Here is a 21,289-nt window from a genome sequence, read left to right on the forward strand (position 1 = left end):
CAAGATGTCGAGATATCCCGAGACTTACGCCGCGTGGCAGGCTGATCCGGTCGGATTCTGGCAGGAGGCGGCGCAGAACATCGACTGGTTCACGCCCGCGACACAGGTGTTCAACCCCGATGCCGGCGCCTATGGGCGCTGGTTCGACGGGGCGACCTGCAACACCTGTTACAACTGCGTGGATCGGCACGTGGCGGCGGGGCGGGGCGATCAGCTGGCCGTGATCCACGACAGCCCGATCACCGGCCATGTGGCGCGCTACACCTTTGCCGAATTGCAGGACCAGGTCAGCGCGTTGGCCTCTGTTCTGCGCGGGCTGGGGGTGGCCAAGGGCGACCGGGTGGTCATCTACATGCCGATGGTGCCGCAGGCGATCTTTGCCATGCTGGCCTGTGCGCGGCTGGGTGCCGTGCATTCCGTGGTGTTCGGCGGCTTTGCCGCGCAGGAACTGGCCACGCGGATCGACGATGCCGCGCCCAGGGTGGTGATCTCGGCTTCTTGCGGGATTGAGCCGGGGCGGGTGATCGCCTACAAGCCGTTGCTGGACCAGGCGATCGACCTGTCGCAGAACAAGCCCGAACACTGCGTGATCCTGCAACGCGACACCCTGACCTGTGACCTGATCGCGGGCCGGGACCTGGATTATGCGCAGGCGGTGGACGCTGCCATCGCGGCGGGCGCATGGACGGATTGCGTGCCCGTCGCCGCCACGGACCCTCTGTATATTCTCTACACCTCCGGCACCACGGGCCAGCCAAAGGGGGTCGTGCGTGACAACGGCGGTCACATGGTGGCGCTGCGCTGGACCATGGAACACCACTACGGCATCCAGCCGGGAGAGGTATTCTGGGCCGCATCGGACGTGGGCTGGGTCGTGGGGCACTCCTACATCTGTTACGGGCCTTTGCTGCACGGCGCGACAACCATCGTGTTCGAGGGTAAGCCGGTGGGCACGCCGGATGCAGGCGTGTTCTGGAAAGTCATCCAGGATCACGGTGTCTCGGCCCTGTTCGCCGCCCCGACAGCCCTGCGCGCGATCCGCAAGGAAGACCCGAGCGGTGCCCTGATCGGCGAATATGACCTCAGCCGGTTCCGCACGCTGTTCCTGGCTGGCGAACGGTCGGACCCGGCGACGGTGGAATGGGCGCAGACCAAGCTGTCGCGCCCCGTTATCGACCACTGGTGGCAGACGGAAACCGGCTGGCCCATGTCGGGTAACCCCGTGGGCCTGGGCGCATTTCCGGTCAAGCCGGGATCGCCGGGCAAGCCGATGCCGGGGTATGACATCAAGGTGCTGGACGACGAGGGCCATCCGGTGCCGCCGGGAACGCTGGGCAATATCGTTTGCAAGCTGCCGCTGCCGCCCTCGGGCTTTCCGACGCTGTGGAATGCCCCGGAGCGGTTCGTGAAATCCTACTTGGCAGAGTTCCCGGGGTATTACGCGACCTCGGACGCCGGGATCCTCGACGAGGACGGCTATGTCTTCATCATGGCGCGCACCGATGACATCATCAACGTGGCCGGGCACCGCCTGTCGACCGGCGCGATGGAAGAGGTCATCGCAAGCCATCCCGACATTGCCGAATGCGCGGTGGTGGGCAAGGCGGACGTTTTGAAAGGGCAAATGCCGCTGGGCCTGTTCGTGACCAATGACGGCAGCGACCGCGATCCCAAGGCGTTGGAGCGTGAGCTGGTGACGCTGGTCCGGTCCAAGATCGGTGCCGTCGCCGCCTTCAGGACCGCGATCGAGGTCAAGCGCCTGCCCAAGACGCGGTCCGGCAAGGTACTGCGCGGAACGGTTCAGAAAATCGCCGACGGAGCCGATTACAAGATGCCGGCCGCCATCGACGACCCCGCGATCCTTGATGAAATCACCGCCGCGCTGCGGGCCCGGCACCTGATCGGAGAACCAGCATGATCGAACGACTGCACACAGGTCCACGCATGAGCAAGATCGTCAAGCACAACGGCACCATTTACCTTTGTGGGCAGGTTGGTGCCGGGGACACCGTGGCCGACCAGACCCGCGATTGCCTGTCGCGCATCGACGCCCTGCTGCAAGAGGCCGGATCGGACCGCAACCACATCCTGCAGGCCATCGTGTGGCTGGCAGACATGGCCGATTTCGCCGAGATGAACGCGGTCTGGGACGCCTGGGTGCCCGAGGGCAAGGCCCCCGCGCGCGCCTGCGGCGAGGCGCGGCTGGCCCGCGACGCGCTGAAGGTCGAAATCATCGTCACCGCCGCCGAGAAACCCAGCCTTGAGGGAGACCGCCCATGACCCCGGCCGTCGAAATGCGCAACGTCAACAAGTGGTACGGCACCTACCACGCGCTGAGGAACGTCAACCTGTCGGTCGCCAAGGGCGAAAGGATCGTGGTCTGCGGTCCGTCCGGCTCCGGCAAGTCCACCATGATCCGCACCATCAACCAGCTGGAGGAACACCAGTCCGGCGATATCCTGATCAAGGGTGAACCGATCAACGCCGACGCCCCCAACATAGAGGCGATGCGCCGAGAGGTCGGGATGTGCTTTCAGCACTTCAACCTGTTTCCGCACCTCAGCATCCTGGAAAACTGCACCCTTGCGCCGATGCTGGCCCGCAAGATGCCGCAGGGCGAGGCCGAGGATACGGCGATGAAATTTCTCAACAAGGTCCAGATCGGAAACCAGGCGCACAAGTTCCCCGGCCAACTGTCGGGCGGACAACAGCAGCGCGTCGCCATCGCCCGCGCCCTGTGTATGAAGCCGGAAATCCTGCTGTTCGACGAACCGACCAGCGCGCTGGACCCCGAGATGATCGGCGAGGTTCTGGACGTGATGGTGACGCTGGCGCAGGAAGGCATGACCATGATCTGCGTGACGCATGAGATGGGGTTCGCCCGCAAGGTCGCGGATCGGGTCCTGTTCATGGACGCCGGTGAGATCATCGAGGAAAACGACCCCGAGACCTTTTTCACCGCGCAGTCGAACGAACGCACCCGCGCATTTCTGGACCAGGTCCTGACGCATTGACCCTGTCGGTTGGCGTGCCGGGGCAGATCGTGACCCCGGCTCCCTTCTGCGCTCAAAAATTACATAACACGCATTATCGGTGGGCGCGCAGGCGCCATCCGATCAGCGCAAGCCGAAGGCAGATGTGATCCGGGCAACTCTTCTAAGTGGCCCGGATCGACCTTGACGATAATCAGGCCTTCACGTCGACCACAACCCGGCCCTTGACCTGGCCCTTGAGGATGTCACGCCCAAGACCCGGCAGGTCGGCAAGCGTGGCGGGCTGTACCATCGCCTCAAGTTTGTCCATCGGCAGGTCGCGTGCGATGCGCTCCCACGCGCGGACGCGGTTGTCGTAGGGCTGCATGACCGAGTCGATGCCCAGCAGGTTCACATCGCGCAGGATGAAAGGCGTGATAAGGGCCCCTTCGATTGCCGCCCCGCCCGCAAGGCCGATGGCCGCGACCGAAGACCCGTATTGCATCTGCTTGAGCACCCGTCCCAGCATGGCCCCGGCAACGGCATCGACACAGCCGCCCCATTGCTCGGCTTCCAGCGGCTTCTTCGTGACTTCGGTCAGGTCTTCGCGCGCCACGATCTGTGCCGCGCCAAGGCCCTTGAGGTAATCCGCCTGATCCGGGCGCCCCGTGACGGCCGCCACCTCGTGGCCCAGCCTGGCCAGGATCGCCGTCGCCACCGAGCCAACGCCCCCGGCGGCGCCGGTCACCAGAACCGGGCCATCCTTGATGCCCTGATCCTCCAGCGCCATCACGGCCAGCATCGCCGTCAGTCCAGCGGTGCCCACCGCCATCGCCTGTCGGGTGTCCAGCCCGTCGGGCAACGGCACCAGCATGTCGGCCTTCACGCGCGCCTTCTCGGCATAGCCGCCCCAGCGGTTTTCACCGACGCGCCAGCCGGTCAGAACCACCTTGTCGCCGGGCTTGTAGCGGTCGTCATCGGAACTCTCGACCGTCCCGGCAAAGTCGATCCCCGGCACATGCGGATAGCTGCGGACAAGCCCGCCGCCCGGCCCGATGCAAAGCCCGTCCTTGTAGTTCACGGTGGAATATTCCACCGCCACGGTCACGTCACCCTCGGGCAGTTGGTCTTCGCTGACCTCGGTGACGCTGGCGGATGTCTTGCCCTCGTCGTTTTTCTCGACGAGCAGTGCCTTGAACATGTCGTTTCTCCTTAGTTCCAGAATTCGCGAATGGTGACGGCGCACGGGCCGACGGATACCGGCGACAACGGCACGAAACTTGCCGAACCGGGGGCCAAAGCGCCGAAGGTCTGGTGCATGGCTGGCGCCTTTCCTTAGCGAGGGCCGTGCCAGTCGATCTGGCAGATCTCGGCCGAGCGGCCTTCGAAATCCCAAACCCGGCCAAAGGCACGCACGCGGCCCTTCTTGGCGGTGCCCACCGTCACGTCCGATCCCATCCAGTAGTCGGTGTTGGTGATCGTGGTCTCGCGCCCCTTGGCATCCTTGACGGGAACGACCTCGCCCTGGATCTTCTTGCCGACCATCAGGCGACGGGTGTCGCCGTCGTTCTCATAAGAGACCGGCGCGCTTTCGGCACCGAGGAACTCGCTGACCAGGATGCCGAATAGCCCCGTTGTGCCCCGCGCCGCGCCGCTGAAGATACTCACCAGGGCCTCATGCGCCGCCGCGCTGGCCCGGTCGTCGATGAAGACGGCGGCCTTCCAGTTGCCGCGCGCCATCTGTCCCGGAATCTCGATCAGAAGGCCGATGTTCAGCCCCGAGAGATCCTCGTCGCCAAAGCTGCCCTCGTCGATGCGCACCCCGCCCCAGGTCTGGCAATAGCCCTCGGTTGGCGGGTGCTTGCCCAGGCTGACAACGCAGGGGCAGAAGACCGTGCAGTTGCAGTTCAGGATCAGCTCACCCTTGATTGTCCAGTCCGGAATGGCGGTCGCATCCAGTGCCATGTGATATCTCCTCCCTATGAGATCAGCGGCAGCGCCAGGCCGGATGCGATCAGCATCCCGCCCAGCGGTTTTGTCAGGTGGCGCCCGACGTCGGGCAGTTTTTCCAGCGTCATCAGCAGCATGGCCAGCCCCATGAACCCCAGGTTCATCGTGCCCCCCACGAAGGCCAGCGCCATCAGCGCCCAGCAGCACCCGACGCAATCAAGACCCAGCCGCAGCCCGTTGCGGAACGGGCCTTCTTCCCAATGTTGGATGAAAAAGGTCAGCGGCGCGCGGCAGCGCGACAGGCAGGCCTCATTCATGGCGCTGAACTGGTAGAGCCCGGCGCCGATCAGCAGGGCGACGGTCAGCGGCAGCGACAGGCTTTGGCCAAGCCCGCCGATCAGCCCGGCCCTGTACAGCCCGACCTGCACCAGCGCTGCCACGCCAGACAGGCCCACCCACACTGCGATGTATCCGCCAAGCAATTGCCAGAACCCGGTCTTGGTGACCTGTCCAAGATCATCATAGGTGGCCAGTGTGGGCACGGCAGTCGGTGCCATCATTGCCGCGCTCATCAGGACCCACATCGCAAAGGCAGAGGCAAAGCTCGATGTCCCCAGCAACCCGGTGCAGAGGAACTCCACCACCGACGTACCATATGTGGCCTCCAGCGCGCGCAACTCGGCTGGCACGGCCATCGCAAAAAGCACGCACCAGCACAGCAGAAGCCCGGCAAAAAAGGCAATCCAGTGCGCGCGCCGCAGCGATCTGATAGTCAGTGCAAACAAGACCGTTTCCTCCCTCACGGCGTGCGCGCCAAAGCATTGACCAGAAAATGCCTGACAATTAAATGTAAGACAAATGAAATCAGCCAAGCAAAAACAAGGACCTGACCTGCCGGCACAAATTGCCAAGGCGCTCCGGGATGCGATTCTCGCTGGTGAATTGACCGCTGACGACCGTCTGCCGTCCGAATCAGACCTTGCCGAACGCTTTGACGTGTCCCGCCCGACGGTGCGCGAAGCGCTCAAACGGCTGGCCGCGCAATCGTTGATCCGGACCGAACGGGGGGCCTTTGGCGGGGCTTTTGTCCGTCGGTTGTCCTACAAGGAGGCGCAGGCGCTCCACGCGACGTCGTCGACTCTTCTGCTTTCGATCAACCAGGTCGACTTCGACATTGCCTGCGAGGCGCGTTTCGCGCTGGAACGGTCCTGTACGGCGCTGGCCTCGGAACGGCGGACGGCAGAGGATCTCGCGGCGATGCGCGCCGAAATCCGACGCCAGGGCGAACCGGGGCTGAGCGACGAGACCTTCTGCGCCTCGGACGTCGCGCTGCACCGGGCGCTGGTGGATGCGGCCAAGAACCCGATCCTGTCCTATCAACTGGCCGGAGCCGTCGAGGCAATGCAGCCGCTGATGAACATGATCACCTACTCGGCACGATCTCGGGAACAGATCGTGCACCTGCACACCGCCCTGACAGATGCGATCGAAAACCGCGAACCATCCCGGGCCGACGAGGTCCTGAGCGAACTCGCCCTCTATACGCTGGAGCTCGGCAAAGGCGTCATCGTGTCCAGGGCAGAGCGGAAACAGCGTGATCTCCGCGAGGAGATGTTCAGGTCGTGAGGTCTGGCGCGACCTTGTCGCAGACGAGGCACGCTCGGATCCCAGCGGGCCGCGCGACCGCAGGGCCCGCTGCATGCGTGTCGTCGGGGCAGGACAAGGCCCTGCCCCAATCCCCTCAGAACGGGCTGTCGGGGTAGTAGAAGTTTTCGGCATTTTCCGGCGTGACCAGAACCGAACCGATGGTAAAGGTGCCGGAGACAGGCGCTGTCGAGGTCATGGCAATCGCGGTCAGTTCGATTGCCGTGGCGATCATCGACGGCGGATAGGTCACGTCGGCGGGGATCATCTTGTCGCCGTCCATGACGCGCTTGACCATCTCTTTCATGCCTGCACCGCCCAGCACGAACTGGATGTCTTCGCGGCCCGCCGCGTCGATGGCGGCGAGGACGCCCACGGCCATGTCGTCGTCCGAGGCCCAGACCGCGTCGATCTGATCGTGCTTGGACAGGAAATCCTGCATCACGTCAAAGCTGTCGTCGCGGTTCCAGTTGCCGTGCTCCATGTCGATGATCTCGATGCCGGAGCCCTCGATCGCCGCCTTGAAGCCGTCGACGCGTTCGTTGTCGATGGTGGTCGGGATGCCGCGCAGGACGACGATTTTGCCGCCTTCGGGCATCTTCGACACCATGTATTCACCCGATACGCGGCCAAACCCCGGGTTGTCGCCGGCAACGTACAGATCCTCGATCCCTTCCACCGACAAGCCACGGTCCACCACGGTCACCCATGCGCCGCCTTCGGCGACCGCATGCACGGGCGAGGTCAGCGGCTCGGACTCAAAGGGCAGCACGACAAGCGCGTCGATGTTGCGGGTGGCGACCATGTCTTCGATGTCGTTCACCTGCTTGCCCGGATCCGAGGCTGTGGCCAGAACGAAGTCCAGTTGCGGATAGACGCCTTCCAGCCGTTCCACGGCCTCGCGCGCGTGAAAGTTCATGCCGCCGGCCCAGCCGTGGGTCGCCGCAGGGATCGAGACGCCGATCACCTTGGTGTCCTGCGCCATGGCGACGCTTGCGGTCAGGGCGGCCGCAACCAGTCCCGTTGCGAAAGTCTTTAGATAGGTCATGGAGTTCCTCCCGTTGGTTGGCAAAGGTTTCATCCCTTTGCCTTGGCTTCGCGCTGCAGAATGACAGCGAGAATGATGATGACCCCCTGGATCGCGCCGTTGAGATAGGGCGAAACAAGGTCTGTCAGATTCAGGATGTTGTCGATCAGGGACAGGATCAGAACGCCGATCACCGTCCCCCAGACCCGGCCGAAACCGCCCTTGAGCACCGTGCCGCCGATGATCACCGCGGCAATGGCCTCCAACTCCCAGAGGACCCCGGTCGAGGCCGAGGCGGACCCCAGCCGCGGGACGTACATGATCGTCGCCACGCCCACCAGGATGCCCAGCATGGCGTAGGTGGTCATTCGGGTACGGTTGACGTTGACGTTGGAATAATGCGCGACCTCCTCGCTCGATCCGGTGGCGGCGCAGTGACGACCGAAACGGGCGCGGCTCATGACCACCTCGCCGATGATCACGACCAGCGCAAAGACGATGATCGGCCAGGAAATGCCAAGGATGCCGTCGAAATAGACCGGGCGGTAGAAGGTGCGCAGCCCGAAATCGAGACTCAGCGTGCCGCCGTCCGCCAGCCATGTGACAAGGCTGCGGTAGATCCCCATGGTGCCAAGCGTGACGATAAAGGCCTCGATCCCCAGCGTGGTGATGAGAAAGCCGTTCAGCAGCCCCGCCAGCAGCCCGGCGATCAGCGCGGTCGCCATGCCCAGCAGGATGATCGGCACCCCCACGCCCAAGGTCGGCAGCGCCGCGTTCATGACAAGGATCATCAACCCGGCGATGAAGGCCGCCATCGATCCCACCGACAGGTCCAGCCCGCCCGACGTGATGACAAACGTCATGCCCACGGCGATGATTCCGATAAAGGCCGACCGGGCCAGAACGTTGGTGATGTTGCCCACCCCCAGGAAATTCTGGTTCAGGAAGGCACCGATGGCGATCAGGGCCAGCAGCGCGATGATCGGGCCAAGGACGCTCATCGAAGGGAGCGCGCGGCGTGGCGGAGTGTTCACGGTTTCACTGGTCATCAGGCGACCCTTTCCTCGGGATCGGCGCCCACGCCCATGGCGTGCCGCACGATGGCCTCTTCGTTGATGTCTGAGCCGGACAGCGTCCCGGCAATCCGGCCACGACGCATGACCAGAACCCGGTCCGACAGGCCGATGATTTCCTGCATCTCGGACGAGATGACGACGATGCCATGCCCCGCCGCGGCCAGCGTGCGAAGATAGGCATAGATTTGCTGCTTGGTTCCGATGTCGATGCCGCGGGTGGGTTCATCGACGATCAGGATGCGCGGTTCGGATTGCATGACCTTGGCCAGCAACAGCTTTTGCTGATTGCCCCCGGACAGGTTGCCAACTCGCACGTCGCGGCGTCCGGCGCGGATATCGAATTCCCGGATCGCCTCGTCCAGCGCCGCATCCTCGGCTTTCTGGTCGATCAGGACACGGCCGAACTTGCGCAAGGCCTGCAAGGTCAGGTTCTCGCGCATTCCCTTGCCCAAGAGCAGACCGCGCAGCTTGCGGTCCTCGGTCAGGTAGCACAGGCCGTGTTGCAGGGCGTCCGCCGGGCGGCGGATCGTCACCTCGGTCCCGCCGATTTCCACCCGCATAGCGGTGGCCGGGCGCAGGCCGCACAGGCCTTCCATCGCCTCGGTCCGCCCGGCCCCCACCAGCCCGGCTATGCCCAGCAATTCCCCCGCCCGCAGCTCAAAGCTCAGTCCCGCGGCATGGCCCGGCACATCCAGCCCCTCGACCCGCATCATGACAGGTGTATCCGATTCGATGCCGGGCTTGGCCGGATAAAGGTCCGACACGTCACGCCCGACCATCGCGGTCGCCATGTCGTCCTCGCTGAGGTCGCCCGCCTTTGCGGTCAGCACGACCTTGCCATCCCGCATGACCGCCACGCGATCCGCGATCTGCTTTACCTCGCCCAGCTTGTGCGAGGTGAAAACGACGGCGGTGCCAGCCGCGCGCAGCGCCTCGACCTGGTCGAACAGGATGCTGGCCTCTGCATTGGTCAGAACGGCGGTCGGTTCGTCCATGATCAGAACGCGGGCATCGCGGCTGAGCGCCTTGGCGATCTCGACCATCTGCTTTTCAGAGTTCGACAGGCGCGACACCGGCGTATCCGGATCGACATGACACTTGACCTTGGCCAGGTACTCACGCGTCAGCGCACGCATCCGCGCCTTGTCCAGCAACAGGCCGCGCCGCAATTCGCGGCCCAGAAAGATGTTCTGCTCGACGGTCAGTTGTTCGGCCAGGTTGAATTCCTGGTGGATCAGGACGACGCCCGCCGCCTCGCCATCATGCAGCGAGGCGAACCGGGTGTCCGCCCCGTCCAGCAGGACCTGCCCCGAGCTTGGCGGCTGGTATCCGGCGAGGATCTTCATGGCCGTCGATTTGCCCGCGCCGTTTTCCCCGATCAGGGCCAGCACCTCTCCGGCCCGGATGTCGATGTCGATGCCATGCAGCACCTCGACCGGGCCAAAGCTCTTGTGCACGTCGCGCAGGGACAGGACGGAAGGTGTGGTCACAGTGCCACCCATGCAGCGTTGTCGCCGGAGGATTGAACGCAGGCCCGGATAAAGGCCATCCCCTCCAGTCCGGCACCTATGCCCGGCAGGATACCAAGCGCCGCGTCCTTGTCTCCGCCCGCCTGAACATTGCGGATCGCCTCTGCGGCGGCGGTGTAGATATTGGCGAACCCTTCCAGGTAGCCCTCGGGATGGCCCGGCGGGATACGGCTGACCGCGTTCGCTGCGTCAGAGGCCCCGGCCCCCATGCGCGTGATCCGGCGTGTCGGTTCCCCAAGCGGCGTGAACCACAATTCGTTGGGGTTCTCCTGCGCCCATTCCAGCCCGCCTTTCGCGCCGTAGACCCGCAGGCGCAGACCGTTCTCGTTGCCCGGGGCGACCTGCGAGCACCACAACATCCCCCGAGCGCCGCCATTGAAACGCAGCATGACATGCGCGTTGTCATCCAGGCTGCGTCCCGCGCCGAAACTGTGCAGGTCGGCGGAGAGTTCCGCGCCCTTCAGGCCGGTCACGAAACAGGCGAGGTTATAGGCATGAGTGCCGATGTCGCCCACGGACCCGCCGGCGCCCGACCGCGCCGGATCGGTCCGCCACTCGGCCTGTTTTACGCCCTCGGCCTCCAGCGTTTCGGTCAGCCAGTCCTGCGGATACTCGGCCTGGACCACGCGGATCTGGCCAAGGTCACCGTCGGCAACCATCTCTCGGGCCTGCCGGATCAGCGGATAGCCCGTGTAATTGTGCGTCAGGATGAACATCGCCTTGCTGTCGGCCACGGCCCTGGCCATCGCCTCGGCATCCTCTTGCGTGGCAGTGAGGGGCTTGTCGCAGATGACGTGAATGCCCCGATCAAGAAAGGCCTTGGCCGCCGGGAAATGCACGTGGTTCGGGGTGACGATGCTGACCGCCTCGATCCCATCGGCGCGGGCCGCTTCCCTTTCTGCCATCTCCACGAACGACCCGTAAGAGCGGTCAGGATCCAGCCCCAGCGCCTTGCCGCTGGCGGCGGCCTTTTCCGGGGTGGAGCTGAGAGCCCCTGCCACAAGTTCGAAACGATCGTCGATGCGGCTGGCGATGCGGTGGACGCCGCCGATGAAGGCGTCATTGCCACCGCCCACCATGCCCAGTCTGATGCGTGTCATCTCGGGACCCCGTCAATTAGAATTTCGGTAGTAAAGATGTTTTGTGGCGACCCGTTTCCGCCGGGACTGAAGCGAGCGCCCCAACTTCTGTTCCTGCGAAGGCATTTGGCCGCCTCTGCGACTGTTTCGAAGCTCACGGCATCTTCTGACCTGTTCGAGCCGGGCGTGCACCGGTACCCAGTCGTCTTGCCGTCGCGATCAGGCTTTGTCCTACCGCCTCCTGTGTATCGGTGAATGTACCAAACTTCACCGTCAGGCGTTTTGACTGATATTTCCGTCATTCATCGATCCCCAGCATCTTGCGGTTGGCCGCGTCATCGGTGCCGCCATCAGCGAAATCGTCGAAGGCGTGCGGGGTGACGCGGATGATGTGATCCTTGACGAACTGCGCTCCTTCGCGCGCGCCGTCCTCGGGGTGTTTCAGGCAGCATTCCCATTCGACGACAGCCCAGCCGTCGAAATCATTGGCCGCCATCTTGGAAAAGATCGCCCCGAAATCCACCTGCCCGTCGCCCGGGCTGCGGAAGCGGCCGGCACGTTTTTCCCAAGGCTGATAGCCGCCGTAGACGCCCTTGCGCCCGGTCGGATTGAACTCGGCATCCTTGACGTGGAACATCTTGATCCGGTCGGCGTAGATGTCGATGTTATCAAGATAATCAAGGCATTGCAGGACATAGTGGCTGGGATCGTACAGCATGTTGCAGCGCGCATGCCCGTCCAGCCGATCCAGGAACATCTCGAAGGTGTCACCGTCGTGCAGATCCTCCATCGGGTGGATTTCATAGCAGACGTCGACGCCACAGTCCTCGGCGTGGTCCAGGATCGGTCGCCACCGCGCGGCCAGTTCATCGAACGCCGTTTCGACCATGCCCGCAGGCCGCTGCGGGAACGGATAGACAAAGGGCCAGCACAGCCCGCCCGAAAACGTCACGTGCTGACCGATGCCAAGGTTCTTCGAGGCGGTCAGCGCCTTCTTGACCTGCGCGATGGCCCATTCGGTGCGCTCTTTCGGCTTGCCCTGCACCTCTGGCGCGGCAAATCCGTCGACCCATGCGTCATAGGCCGGGTGCACCGCCACAAGCTGGCCGAGGATATGCGTCGACAGGTCGGTGACCTCGACGCCATTGGCGCGCGCCTGACCGACCCATTCGTCGCGATAGGCCTGCGAGTCTGCCAGCTTGTCCAGATCGACAAGCCGCGCGTCCCAAACCGGAACCTGAACACCCTTGTAGCCGTAATCGGCCGCCCATTTGGTGATAGCATCCCATGAGTTGAACGGTGCCTCATCCCCTGCGAACTGTGCAAGGAACAGGCCCGGACCCTTGATCGTCTTCATGATGAAGTCCTCCCAGTCAAACGTAGCGATTGACGATGTTTTCAAGAATTTCCTGCCGCCCCGAAACGGGCTGCGGATCGACCTTGCCCGCCTCGACAGGCGCGGCCACGCTGGCCAGGTCCGAGGTCAGCATCGCCTGAGCCTCTGCCCGGTCCCACCCGGCGTATCGGTCCCGGCGCGGGGCCTCTAGCGCGTCATCCTCCAGCATCTTCGCCGCGGCCTTCAGGCCGCGCGCGCAGACATCCATCGCGCCCGCATGGGCCGCGACCAGATCCACCGGGTCCAGCGATTGCCGCCGCAACTTGGCGTCGAAGTTGGTGCCGCCCTGCGTGAATCCACCGGCCTTGAGGATCTCGTAGTAGGCCAGCGCCACCTCGGGCACGTTGTTGGGGAACTGGTCGGTGTCCCAACCGGATTGATAATCGTTGCGGTTCATGTCGATGGACCCCAGAACGCCAAGCTCGCGCGCCAGGGCCAGTTCGTGCTCGAACGAATGCCCGGCAAGAATGGCGTGGCCCTGTTCGATATTGACTTTCACCTCCTTCTCCAGGCCAAAGCGCTGGAGAAAGCCGTAAACGGTAGCGACGTCGTAATCATACTGGTGCTTGGTGGGTTCCTGCGGCTTGGGTTCGATCAGGATCTGGCCGTCGAAACCGATCTTGTGCTTGTAGTCGACCACCATCGACAGGAACCGGCCCATGTGCTCCATCTCGCGGCCCATGTCGGTGTTGAGCAGGGTTTCATAGCCCTCGCGCCCACCCCAGAGCACGTAGTTCTGCCCCTTCAGGCGGTGCGTCGCGTCAAGGCAGGTTTTTACCGTCGCCGCCGACCAGGCAAAGACGTCCGGATCGGGGTTCGTCGCAGCGCCGGACATGAAACGGCGATGCGAAAACAGGTTCGCCGTCCCCCAGAGCAGGCGCACCTTCGCGCTTTCCATCTTTTCCTCGAAGAGGTCGATAATGGCGTCGAAGTTCGCCTTGCTCTCGGCGAAGGTCGCGCCTTCGGGACGGATGTCCGCATCGTGCCAGCAGAAGAAGGGCACGCCCAACAGGTCATACAGTTCGAACGCCACATCGGCCTTCAGTCGGGCCGCCGCCATGTCGTCGCCGAACCAGGGGCGTTGAAAGGTCTGGCCGCCGAACGGATCACCGCCGGGCCAGGCAAAGCTGTGCCAGTAGGCGACGGCAAAGCGCAGGTGGTCCTCCATGCGCTTGCCCATGACCACCTCGTCGGGGTCATAGTGACGAAACGCCAGACCGTCGCTGTCGGGGTCGAAATTCAGGGGCGCGAGGTCTCCAAAGAAGTCGCTCATCAGGGGGCTCCGTTCTGGTCGTCAGCAGTGGTGTCGGGAAGGTTCTCGCGCACGTAGATCGCGGGAACGATCGGCACGGGTTGCGTCTGGTCCATGCGGTCGGCCATTCGGCGCAGGCATTCGAGGGCCAGCTTGATTTCGTCGTCGGGCCGCTGGTCAATCACCAGGTCGATCAGCCCGTCCTGCAAGGCGCGGCGCGAATGCGGCACCAGTTCGTGCAACACCACGACAGGGCGCGAAACATCCGGCGGCAGGTCTTCGAGCACGCGGACAAGGCCTGCATTGCCGGCGCCTGCGCTGTAGATCGCGGTTATTTCCTGGTCGTCCAGCAGTGCCTGCCGGACCAGGCGTTCGACGTGATCGTGCAGGTCGCGGCCTTCGATCACGGGGGCCATGCTGACCCTGCCGCCGGTTTCGGCCAGGGTTTCACTCATGCCCTGCAGCCGCTCGGCGTGGTCCAGCGCGGCGCGCGACCCGACCACGGGCAGCACCCGACCGCCGCGCCAGCCATGCGCAAGGATCAGCAAGCGGCCCGCGGTGCGCCCGGCCACCACGTTGTCGATCCCGACGTACAGATCGCGCCCGGCCTCGGGCACGTCGGCGACCAGGGTCAGCACGGCGACCCCCTGCTCTTTCAGGCGATCGATGGCTTCGCGCACCTCGGGATCGTCCATCCCGACCAGTGCGACACCGTCCAGCGCATCGCCCGCCAATTCCCCAAGGCACCGCGCCAGCGCCCCGGCATCGAAGGCGCGGACGTTTTTCACGACCACGTCGACCCGTTCGATCAGCAGCGCGTCATGCACCTCGGACAGCACCTGTCGCAGGTACTGGAAAAAGCTGTTGGGACCTTCGGGGATGACAAACACAAAGCGGTAGGTCCGCTTTTGCGACAGGTTCGCCGCCGCGACATTCCGCACATAGCCAAGCTCTTCGATGGCCTTGCGCACGCGCCGCACGGACTTTTCCGCCACACCGCCACGGTCGTTGATGACACGATCCGCGGTGGCATAGCTCACGCCTGCATGGCGTGCCACGTCGCTCAACGTTGGCAGTTGCCGCTTCATGATTTCCTCCCGGCAAGGATCATCGGGGGGATAATGATTGACGTCAATCTTTTTTTGATAGACGTCCATCATTTTGTAATTTTGATCTCGCTTGCGGCAGGGGCGAAGATGTCGGCGGCCACGAGGCCGCCTGACGGAATTCTTCGCAATATGTCTATGTAACGAAAAAAAACAATTGACCGCGGTGATTTTTGTTTTTTATGCACTATGGACAGACTCGGATCATTTGACCTTGGGAGGGGGGATCCAATGACGCAGCCGACAGGCGCCCGTACCATTCTGAAGGCGCGCGGACTCAGCAAGCACTACGGCGGCGTCGTGGCGCTGGATTCCGTGGACATGGACCTGAGAGAGGGTGAGGTCCTGGCCGTGGTTGGCGACAACGGTGCGGGAAAATCCACCCTTATCAAGGTCTTGACCGGCGCCATCGCCAAGACCGCCGGCACCGTCGAGATGTACGGGAAAGAGGTCCACATCAACACGCCGGCAGACGCCAAGGCCGCCGGGATGGAGACCGTCTACCAGGACCTGGCGCTGGTCAACGAACTGTCGATCACCAAGAACATGTACCTGGGCCGCGAGCTTCTGCGAAAGGACTTTACCGGGCGACTATTCGGCGCACTGGATTTCGCCCGGATGGACACCGAGGTCCGCGCCCTGTTCCAGAAACTGGATATCCGCATCGCCGACATCTACCGCGAGGCTGCGGCCTTCTCCGGTGGCCAGCGGCAGGCCGTGGCGCTGGCGAAAACGGTCATGTTCGGCAAGCGCATCGCCATCCTGGACGAACCGACAGCCGCACTTGGCGTGCGCGAAAGCCAGATGGCCATGAACCTCGTGCGCTCGCTTAAGGATCACGGGCTGTCGGTCATCATGATCACCCACAACATGCAGCACGTCATGAACTATTGCGACCGCGTCATGGTTCTGCGGCTTGGCCGGCTGGCAGCCGTGCGGGACGTCAAGGACGTGGATGGCGACGCACTGGTCGGCCTGATCACCGGCACCACCGAAGACAAAGCAGCCTGAAATGAGCGACATGAGCCAGAATTCCTCGACCCAGGTCTCCACCAGCGCCCCCGTCGGCCGCAGCATCGACCTGCTCAAGCACCAGTTCCAGCAGATCTGGCAGGTGCTGGCGGCACTGGTGCTGATTTACCTCGTGTTCTTCGTGCTGTCCGAACCCTTCCGCAGCCTCGACACGCTGCTGTCGATCTTCGGTCAGGCCTCGATCCTTGCCATTCTCGCCTGCGGCACGACCGTCGTCCTGATCTCGGGCGGGCTGGACCTGTCCGTGGGGTCGATCTTTGCCGTCGTCGGCGTGATCGTCGGCATCGCGCTGGCCGAGTACCAGTTGCCGGCGCCCGTCGCGGTGCTGATCGGCCTTGGGGCGGGTGCGCTGTTGGGTGCGCTCAATGGCACCGTGCAGGTGCTTACCGGGGTGCCCGCCTTCATCGTCACGCTGGGCGGGTTGACCGCCTACAAGGGCGTGGCCGAGATCCTGGCCAGCGGGCGCGACCTGTCGCGCTTTCCCGACAGGTTTCAGGTGTTGGGATCCGGCTACCTGGTGCCGATGCTGATCATGTTCGGCGTGGCCCTGCTGACCGGGCTGTTCCTGACCAAAACCCGGCTGGGCAACCATGCCTTTGCCATCGGCGGCAATGAAGAGGTCGCCCGCCTGTCCGGCGTCAATGTCCGCAAGAGCCGTATCTACTACTACATGATCGGCGGGCTGCTGGCGGCAACGGCGGCGATCCTCGAAATCGCCAAGCTGAACTTTGCCATGCCATCCCGCGGCCAAAGCTACGAGCTGTTTGCCATCGCGGCGGTGGTCATCGGCGGCACCAGCCTGTTCGGCGGTCGCGGCGGCGTGGGCAAGACCCTGATCGGCATGCTGATCATGCAGACCATCATCGTCGGCCTGTCCTACCTGGGCGTCAGCACCTCGGTTCAGCGCATCGCCATCGGGATCATCATCATCGCGGCGGTCTACTGGGACGTCTGGCGACGCTCCAGCCGCTAATCCGGCGCAAACAAAGGAATTCTGCCCCGCTGGGAGGACAGCGCGCAGGACACGTCCGCCCAGACAACCGGGCAGACCACACCCCAAGGGAGGAACACAATGAAACTGAAATCTCTCAAGACCATCCTTGCCTCTGTTGCCGTCAGCGCAACCATGGCCGGGGCCGCAATGGCCGAGGATCTGCGGATCGCCTACACCGGCTATTCCACCGACAACACTTTCTGGATCGGCGTCGCCAAGGCCGCCGCCGCCAAGGCGGACGAGATGGGGGTCGAACTGATCGACCTGACCGCCTCTTCCCCCGATGCGGCGGCGCAAAAGGACGCCGTGGACCGCGCCATCAACATGGGGGTCGACGGCATCATCATCGGGTCGGTCGACAATCGCGCCTTTGGCGCCTCGCTGGACATGGCCAAGCGAAAGGGCATCCCGGTGGTCGCCGTGGACACCGGCATCGACCATGACCACATCGCCAGCCTCGTGCAGACCGACAACCTTGCCGCAGCGGGCATCGCGGGCAAGTATATCGTCGACCAGATCGACGGCGGCACCGTCCTGATCCTGGGCGGCTCTGCCGGGCACCAGACCGGAAACGCCCGACGCGACGGCGTGAAGAACGCCGCCGAGGCCGCAGGCCATGAGGTGATTTTCCAGATCTGCGACTGGAAGGACGCCTGCGCCTATGAGACCACGATCAACTTTCTTCAGTCCAACCCGGACATCACGGCGATCTTCTCGGCCTGGGATCCCGGCGCGCTGGCGGCGGTTTCGGCGGCGTCGGAACTGGGCAAGCTGGACGACCTGGTGATCGTGGGTTTTGACGGCAACCCGGCCAACCTCGTGTCGATCGAGGCGGGCGAGCTGGCCGCGACCATCAAGCAGGACAATGCACGCATGGGAGCCGAGGCGGTGCAGAACCTCGTCGGGCTGATCAAGGGCGACGAGGTCCCCGAATTCACGCCGATCGACGGCATCCTGATCACCTCTGAAAACGTGGCGGACTATAAGTAATCCCGACCCTCGCCGGTCGCCCGCCCGCGCGGGCGACCCCCTGGCGCAATTCCAAGGACACAGCCGCAGATGCAAGCATTGGTCATCACAACCATCGGCGAAACAGCGTTCCGGACGGTGGACCCGCCCACCCCCGCCAAGGGAGAGGTGCTGCTGCGCGTCGGGCATGTCGGCCTATGCGGCAGCGACCTGAACACCTTTCGCGGCCTCAACCCCCTGTCCGCCCTGCCCCGCATTCCCGGGCATGAAATCGGCGGAACGATCCTCGGGGCCGGCGCGGACGTGCCCGCCGAATTTGCTCCCGGCAAACGGGCCATCGTCATTCCCTATACCGCCTGCGGCACCTGTTCGGCCTGCCGGCGCAACCGCCCCAACGCCTGCAAGAACAACCAGACCCTTGGCGTCCAGCGTGACGGCGGCATGTCCGACCTGCTGTGTGTTCCGCACGACAAGCTGATCCTGAACGACACCTTGTCTCTGCCGCAACTGGCGCTGGTCGAACCCCTGTCCGTGGGCTTTCACGCGGTGGATCGCGGCCATGTTTCGGCAGAGGACACGGTGCTTGTGCTGGGCGCGGGCATGATCGGGGTCGGTGCCGCGCTTGGCGCATTGGCCCGGGGCGCGCGCGTCATCGTGTCAGAAGTCAGCGACACCAAGAGCGACGTGCTGAAGGCCCTGGGCGCCAGTGCCGTCATCAATCCCATGACCGAGGATCTGCACGCCCGCGTTGCCGACCTGACCGAAGGCCACGGCGCAGACGTGGTGATCGAGGCCGTCGGCCTGCCGGACACCTTTCGCGGCGCGGTCGACATGGCCTGTTTCGCCGGACGCGTGGTCTATGTCGGCTATGCCAAGGCCGAGGTCAGTTACAACACCGCGCTCTTCAACCTCAAGGAACTGGACATCATGGGATCGCGCAACGCGACACGGGCGGATTTCGACGCGGTCATCGCCTATCTCGAAACGTGCCCCGACCTGCCCGACCTGCTGATTTCACGCACTTTTCCCTGGGCCGAGGCCGATCAGTCGTTTCGCTACTGGGAAGACAACCGGCAGGACACCTTCAAGGTGATGATTGACATGCAGGGCCCGTCCAATGGCTGACACATCCGTACTTGCGGCCCAATACGGGCTGACCGGGAAAACCGCGCTGGTCACCGGCGGCGGTACCGGCCTGGGCAAGGCCATCGCCACCAGCCTGGCGCAAAGCGGCGCGAAGGTGGTGATCGCCGGCAGGCGAGAGGACGTGCTGCAAGCCGCCTGTGCCGAGATCGGCCATGACTGCGCCTACCAGGTTCTGGACCTGACCGACATTGCCGCCATTCCCGAGGTCTCGGCGCAAATGCACGCCGCACACGGCTGTTTCGACATCCTCGTGAACAACGCGGGCAACACCGTCAAGAAACCCTTCATGGACTCCGACCTGTCGGATTTCGACCGCGTGTTCGACGTCCACGTGCGCGGCGCACTGGAACTCAGCCGCGCGGTCATCGGCCGGATGCAGGAGGCGGGCAAACCCGGCTCCGTGCTCTTCATCTCGTCCATGACCGCCTACATCGGCCAGCCCAATGTTTCGGGCTACACGATTTCCAAAACGGCGATCAACGGCGTGATCCGCGCTCTCTCCGCCGAATGCGCCGCCAACGGGATCCGGGTGAACGGCGTCGCGCCGGGCTGGATCGACACCGACGTCTTCCGCACGGCAACCAAGGGCGACCCAGAACGCAAGGCCAAGATCATGGGCCGCATTCCCATGAATACGCTGGGCGATCCCGCCGACATTGGCTGGGCCTGCGCCTTCCTTGCCTCTCCGGCCGCGAAATACATCACCGGGCAGGTTCTGCTGGTGGATGGCGGCGGCGCCACCGGTTTCTGAGGTGCATGCCATGACCGACCCCGAGCTGTTTGCCACCATGAAGGACCGTCTGTTCACCGCCGTGATCGGCGATGCCCTGGACACAATGGGCCACCGCCGGCAATTCCTGCCACAGCCGATCATCCCGCAAGAGTCCGAAGAACAGGCCATCGGCCTGGCGCTGGAAAAGGTGGCCACCGAAAACGAGGTCGCCAAGGACATCCAAAAGGGTATGTGCACGCAAGAGGCCTTTGCAACATTTGGCGCTATGTAGGACTCTGTGTGCCCCGAAACAAAAGGCTCTCATCCGGATGTCGCGCGACAATTCCACTTACAAGGAGGCGTTCAACCGCAGCCTCGACTTTGTCGCCACGCTGGGGCCGGATGGCGCATTGCCGTCGGAAATCGAATTGACCCAGCAGCTGGGCACCAGCCGGACAACCGTACGGGCCGTGCTGTCCCATCTGGACGAACTTGGCGTGATCCGCTGGTCCGGCCGTACGAAGACCGTGCTGCGCCGGCCACGGCCTGCCGACTACTTTGCCAAGGAGGAAACCCTGTCGACCAGCGAACGGGTGGCCTCGCAGTTCATGGAATTCATCCTTGGCAGCGATCTGGAGCCCGGCACCATCCTGCACGAAAGCGAGATGGTCCGCGAATTCGGCGCCAGCACCTCGGTCCTGCGCGAATGCCTGATCAAGTTCTCGCGCTTTGGCCTGATCGAGAAAGAGCCGAACCGTCACTGGGTGCTGCGCGGGTTCACCCGCGACTTCGCAATGGAACTGTTCGACGTGCGCGAGATGTTCGAGTTGCGCGCCTTTCGCAACCTGCTGGAAAAGGGGCCGGGCGCCAGCCCGATGACCGATCTCATCACGCTGGACAAGGCGCACGAAACGATCATCGCCGACAGCGAGCGCGAGTACCTGAATTTCCCCAGGCTGGACGAACAGTTTCACCGCGTGCTGATCGACGACCTGAACAACCGTTTCATCGACGATTTCTTCGAGCTCGTCTCGGTGATCTTTCACTATCACTATCGCTGGAACAAGCGCGACGAACGCGAACGCAACCTCGTGGCGGCCCGGCAGCACCTCGCCGTGATCCGCGCGCTCGAGGCCGGGGACGGCGACCGTGCCATGGCGCTGTTCAAGGACCACCTGAATTCAGCCCGCTCGACCCTGCTTACCTCTGTCGCCTGGGACACCGATACATGACCGACGATCATGCCACCGACAGCCGCCTGCTGACGCTTGCGCCGGGCGCCAACATCGCCGTGCTGATCGCGCTTGGCGCGGGCGGGCGCACCGCCTCGGAAACGCTGGGCCATGTCGAATTTGTCCTGACCTACAAACCTGCCGCGGCCAATCCCGGCTGCTACCCGAACTGA

At 63.9% G+C, this 21,289-nt stretch carries 22 protein-coding genes; 12 read left to right on the forward strand and 10 right to left on the reverse strand.

Annotated features, from left to right (window positions below; translation table 11 throughout):
- The first annotated feature begins 4 nt into the window (after positions 1 to 4).
- From ACQY5B_RS00730 to ACQY5B_RS00740, 3 genes are read left to right on the forward strand one after another with little or no spacing between them, the layout of a single operon-like run.
- Positions 5 to 1,918: a propionyl-CoA synthetase gene (locus tag ACQY5B_RS00730; RefSeq protein ID WP_420328932.1), complete on the forward strand. Its 1,914-nt coding sequence runs from the start codon at positions 5 to 7 to the stop codon at positions 1,916 to 1,918.
- Positions 1,915 to 2,280 (forward strand): RidA family protein, encoded by a 366-nt coding sequence (locus ACQY5B_RS00735; RefSeq protein ID WP_420328934.1) that lies wholly within the window; start codon positions 1,915 to 1,917, stop codon positions 2,278 to 2,280. Before ACQY5B_RS00730 ends, ACQY5B_RS00735 begins: the two co-directional genes overlap by 4 nt.
- Positions 2,277 to 3,014: an amino acid ABC transporter ATP-binding protein gene (locus tag ACQY5B_RS00740; protein WP_305969041.1), complete on the forward strand. Its 738-nt coding sequence runs from the start codon at positions 2,277 to 2,279 to the stop codon at positions 3,012 to 3,014. The genes ACQY5B_RS00735 and ACQY5B_RS00740 overlap by 4 nt, the downstream gene beginning before the upstream one ends.
- Before the next feature lie 172 nt (positions 3,015 to 3,186).
- On the opposite strand, the gene ACQY5B_RS00745 is transcribed toward ACQY5B_RS00740, so the two are convergent.
- From ACQY5B_RS00745 to ACQY5B_RS00755, 3 genes are all read right to left on the reverse strand, one after another.
- The gene (locus ACQY5B_RS00745; protein ID WP_420328936.1) at positions 3,187 to 4,173 is read right to left on the reverse strand and encodes an acrylyl-CoA reductase family protein; all 987 of its coding nucleotides are present in this window, start codon (positions 4,171 to 4,173) and stop codon (positions 3,187 to 3,189) included.
- A gap of 134 nt (positions 4,174 to 4,307) precedes the next feature.
- The gene (locus ACQY5B_RS00750; RefSeq protein ID WP_420328937.1) at positions 4,308 to 4,937 is read right to left on the reverse strand and encodes a DUF1326 domain-containing protein; all 630 of its coding nucleotides are present in this window, start codon (positions 4,935 to 4,937) and stop codon (positions 4,308 to 4,310) included.
- 14 nt (positions 4,938 to 4,951) lie between these two features.
- Positions 4,952 to 5,707 (reverse strand): DUF2182 domain-containing protein, encoded by a 756-nt coding sequence (locus ACQY5B_RS00755; protein WP_420328939.1) that lies wholly within the window; start codon positions 5,705 to 5,707, stop codon positions 4,952 to 4,954.
- Positions 5,708 to 5,780: 73 nt separating this feature from the next.
- Here ACQY5B_RS00755 and ACQY5B_RS00760 point away from each other — a divergent pair, with 73 nt between their 5' ends.
- On the forward strand, positions 5,781 to 6,548 hold the full coding sequence (locus tag ACQY5B_RS00760; RefSeq protein WP_306043618.1) for a FadR/GntR family transcriptional regulator: 768 nt from the start codon (positions 5,781 to 5,783) through the stop codon (positions 6,546 to 6,548).
- Between the two features lie 115 nt (positions 6,549 to 6,663).
- Here the strand turns inward: ACQY5B_RS00760 and ACQY5B_RS00765 are convergent, their stop codons facing one another.
- The 7 genes from ACQY5B_RS00765 to ACQY5B_RS00795 form a co-directional block, all read right to left on the reverse strand.
- Positions 6,664 to 7,614, reverse strand: coding sequence for an ABC transporter substrate-binding protein (locus tag ACQY5B_RS00765; RefSeq protein ID WP_371931742.1), 951 nt, complete (start codon positions 7,612 to 7,614; stop codon positions 6,664 to 6,666).
- A 29-nt stretch (positions 7,615 to 7,643) separates the two neighbouring features.
- Positions 7,644 to 8,642: an ABC transporter permease gene (locus ACQY5B_RS00770; protein WP_420328942.1), complete on the reverse strand. Its 999-nt coding sequence runs from the start codon at positions 8,640 to 8,642 to the stop codon at positions 7,644 to 7,646.
- Positions 8,642 to 10,171 (reverse strand): sugar ABC transporter ATP-binding protein, encoded by a 1,530-nt coding sequence (locus tag ACQY5B_RS00775; RefSeq protein WP_420328944.1) that lies wholly within the window; start codon positions 10,169 to 10,171, stop codon positions 8,642 to 8,644. The genes ACQY5B_RS00770 and ACQY5B_RS00775 overlap by 1 nt, the downstream gene beginning before the upstream one ends.
- Complete coding sequence (locus ACQY5B_RS00780) at positions 10,156 to 11,298, reverse strand: Gfo/Idh/MocA family protein (RefSeq protein ID WP_420328946.1); 1,143 nt, start codon at positions 11,296 to 11,298, stop codon at positions 10,156 to 10,158. Before ACQY5B_RS00780 ends, ACQY5B_RS00775 begins: the two co-directional genes overlap by 16 nt.
- Positions 11,299 to 11,575: 277 nt before the next feature.
- The gene (locus ACQY5B_RS00785; protein ID WP_420328948.1) at positions 11,576 to 12,634 is read right to left on the reverse strand and encodes a sugar phosphate isomerase/epimerase family protein; all 1,059 of its coding nucleotides are present in this window, start codon (positions 12,632 to 12,634) and stop codon (positions 11,576 to 11,578) included.
- Positions 12,635 to 12,650: 16 nt separating this feature from the next.
- The gene (gene xylA / locus ACQY5B_RS00790; protein ID WP_420328950.1) at positions 12,651 to 13,946 is read right to left on the reverse strand and encodes a xylose isomerase; all 1,296 of its coding nucleotides are present in this window, start codon (positions 13,944 to 13,946) and stop codon (positions 12,651 to 12,653) included.
- Positions 13,946 to 15,013 carry a LacI family DNA-binding transcriptional regulator gene (locus tag ACQY5B_RS00795; RefSeq protein WP_420328951.1) on the reverse strand — a complete coding sequence of 356 codons (1,068 nt, stop codon included), beginning with the start codon at positions 15,011 to 15,013 and terminating at the stop codon, positions 13,946 to 13,948. The genes xylA and ACQY5B_RS00795 overlap by 1 nt, the downstream gene beginning before the upstream one ends.
- 249 nt (positions 15,014 to 15,262) lie before the next feature.
- Between ACQY5B_RS00795 and ACQY5B_RS00800 the strand changes: the two genes are divergently transcribed.
- The 8 genes from ACQY5B_RS00800 (at position 15,263) to ACQY5B_RS00835 (ending at position 21,289) form a co-directional block, all read left to right on the forward strand.
- Positions 15,263 to 16,042 carry an ATP-binding cassette domain-containing protein gene (locus ACQY5B_RS00800; RefSeq protein WP_420328954.1) on the forward strand — a complete coding sequence of 260 codons (780 nt, stop codon included), beginning with the start codon at positions 15,263 to 15,265 and terminating at the stop codon, positions 16,040 to 16,042.
- A 10-nt stretch (positions 16,043 to 16,052) separates the two neighbouring features.
- Positions 16,053 to 17,036: an ABC transporter permease gene (locus ACQY5B_RS00805; protein ID WP_420328956.1), complete on the forward strand. Its 984-nt coding sequence runs from the start codon at positions 16,053 to 16,055 to the stop codon at positions 17,034 to 17,036.
- A gap of 99 nt (positions 17,037 to 17,135) precedes the next feature.
- Entirely contained in the window at positions 17,136 to 18,047 is a 912-nt protein-coding gene (locus ACQY5B_RS00810) for a sugar ABC transporter substrate-binding protein (protein WP_420328958.1), read from the forward strand.
- Positions 18,048 to 18,116: 69 nt separating this feature from the next.
- A complete protein-coding gene (locus tag ACQY5B_RS00815) occupies positions 18,117 to 19,151 on the forward strand; it encodes a zinc-binding alcohol dehydrogenase family protein (RefSeq protein ID WP_420328961.1) in 1,035 nt (344 codons plus the stop codon).
- Positions 19,144 to 19,923: an SDR family NAD(P)-dependent oxidoreductase gene (locus tag ACQY5B_RS00820; protein WP_420328962.1), complete on the forward strand. Its 780-nt coding sequence runs from the start codon at positions 19,144 to 19,146 to the stop codon at positions 19,921 to 19,923. The genes ACQY5B_RS00815 and ACQY5B_RS00820 overlap by 8 nt, the downstream gene beginning before the upstream one ends.
- 10 nt (positions 19,924 to 19,933) lie before the next feature.
- Positions 19,934 to 20,176, forward strand: coding sequence for a hypothetical protein (locus tag ACQY5B_RS00825; protein ID WP_420328964.1), 243 nt, complete (start codon positions 19,934 to 19,936; stop codon positions 20,174 to 20,176).
- Positions 20,177 to 20,213: 37 nt separating this feature from the next.
- Entirely contained in the window at positions 20,214 to 21,116 is a 903-nt protein-coding gene (locus ACQY5B_RS00830; protein WP_420328966.1) for a GntR family transcriptional regulator, read from the forward strand.
- Positions 21,113 to 21,289: a hypothetical protein gene (locus ACQY5B_RS00835; RefSeq protein ID WP_420328968.1), complete on the forward strand. Its 177-nt coding sequence runs from the start codon at positions 21,113 to 21,115 to the stop codon at positions 21,287 to 21,289. The genes ACQY5B_RS00830 and ACQY5B_RS00835 overlap by 4 nt, the downstream gene beginning before the upstream one ends.

It is taken from the genome of Antarctobacter sp. (assembly GCF_965277915.1).
Classification (GTDB): domain Bacteria; phylum Pseudomonadota; class Alphaproteobacteria; order Rhodobacterales; family Rhodobacteraceae; genus Antarctobacter.

Bases quoted from the DNA above. Each gene is read 5' to 3' on its own strand.
- ACQY5B_RS00730 (WP_420328932.1), top strand. From the start codon at position 5: ATGTCGAGATATCCCGAGACTTACGCCGCGTGGCAGGCTGATCCGGTC.
- ACQY5B_RS00735 (WP_420328934.1), top strand. From the start codon at position 1,915: ATGATCGAACGACTGCACACAGGTCCACGCATGAGCAAGATCGTCAAG.
- ACQY5B_RS00740 (WP_305969041.1), top strand. From the start codon at position 2,277: ATGACCCCGGCCGTCGAAATGCGCAACGTCAACAAGTGGTACGGCACC.
- ACQY5B_RS00745 (WP_420328936.1), bottom strand. From the start codon at position 4,173: ATGTTCAAGGCACTGCTCGTCGAGAAAAACGACGAGGGCAAGACATCC.
- ACQY5B_RS00750 (WP_420328937.1), bottom strand. From the start codon at position 4,937: ATGGCACTGGATGCGACCGCCATTCCGGACTGGACAATCAAGGGTGAG.
- ACQY5B_RS00760 (WP_306043618.1), top strand. From the start codon at position 5,781: ATGAAATCAGCCAAGCAAAAACAAGGACCTGACCTGCCGGCACAAATT.
- ACQY5B_RS00765 (WP_371931742.1), bottom strand. From the start codon at position 7,614: ATGACCTATCTAAAGACTTTCGCAACGGGACTGGTTGCGGCCGCCCTG.
- ACQY5B_RS00770 (WP_420328942.1), bottom strand. From the start codon at position 8,642: ATGACCAGTGAAACCGTGAACACTCCGCCACGCCGCGCGCTCCCTTCG.
- ACQY5B_RS00775 (WP_420328944.1), bottom strand. From the start codon at position 10,171: ATGGGTGGCACTGTGACCACACCTTCCGTCCTGTCCCTGCGCGACGTG.
- ACQY5B_RS00780 (WP_420328946.1), bottom strand. From the start codon at position 11,298: ATGACACGCATCAGACTGGGCATGGTGGGCGGTGGCAATGACGCCTTC.
- ACQY5B_RS00785 (WP_420328948.1), bottom strand. From the start codon at position 12,634: ATGAAGACGATCAAGGGTCCGGGCCTGTTCCTTGCACAGTTCGCAGGG.
- xylA (WP_420328950.1), bottom strand. From the start codon at position 13,946: ATGAGCGACTTCTTTGGAGACCTCGCGCCCCTGAATTTCGACCCCGAC.
- ACQY5B_RS00795 (WP_420328951.1), bottom strand. From the start codon at position 15,013: ATGAAGCGGCAACTGCCAACGTTGAGCGACGTGGCACGCCATGCAGGC.
- ACQY5B_RS00800 (WP_420328954.1), top strand. From the start codon at position 15,263: ATGACGCAGCCGACAGGCGCCCGTACCATTCTGAAGGCGCGCGGACTC.
- ACQY5B_RS00805 (WP_420328956.1), top strand. From the start codon at position 16,053: ATGAGCCAGAATTCCTCGACCCAGGTCTCCACCAGCGCCCCCGTCGGC.
- ACQY5B_RS00810 (WP_420328958.1), top strand. From the start codon at position 17,136: ATGAAACTGAAATCTCTCAAGACCATCCTTGCCTCTGTTGCCGTCAGC.
- ACQY5B_RS00815 (WP_420328961.1), top strand. From the start codon at position 18,117: ATGCAAGCATTGGTCATCACAACCATCGGCGAAACAGCGTTCCGGACG.
- ACQY5B_RS00820 (WP_420328962.1), top strand. From the start codon at position 19,144: ATGGCTGACACATCCGTACTTGCGGCCCAATACGGGCTGACCGGGAAA.
- ACQY5B_RS00825 (WP_420328964.1), top strand. From the start codon at position 19,934: ATGACCGACCCCGAGCTGTTTGCCACCATGAAGGACCGTCTGTTCACC.
- ACQY5B_RS00830 (WP_420328966.1), top strand. From the start codon at position 20,214: ATGTCGCGCGACAATTCCACTTACAAGGAGGCGTTCAACCGCAGCCTC.
- ACQY5B_RS00835 (WP_420328968.1), top strand. From the start codon at position 21,113: ATGACCGACGATCATGCCACCGACAGCCGCCTGCTGACGCTTGCGCCG.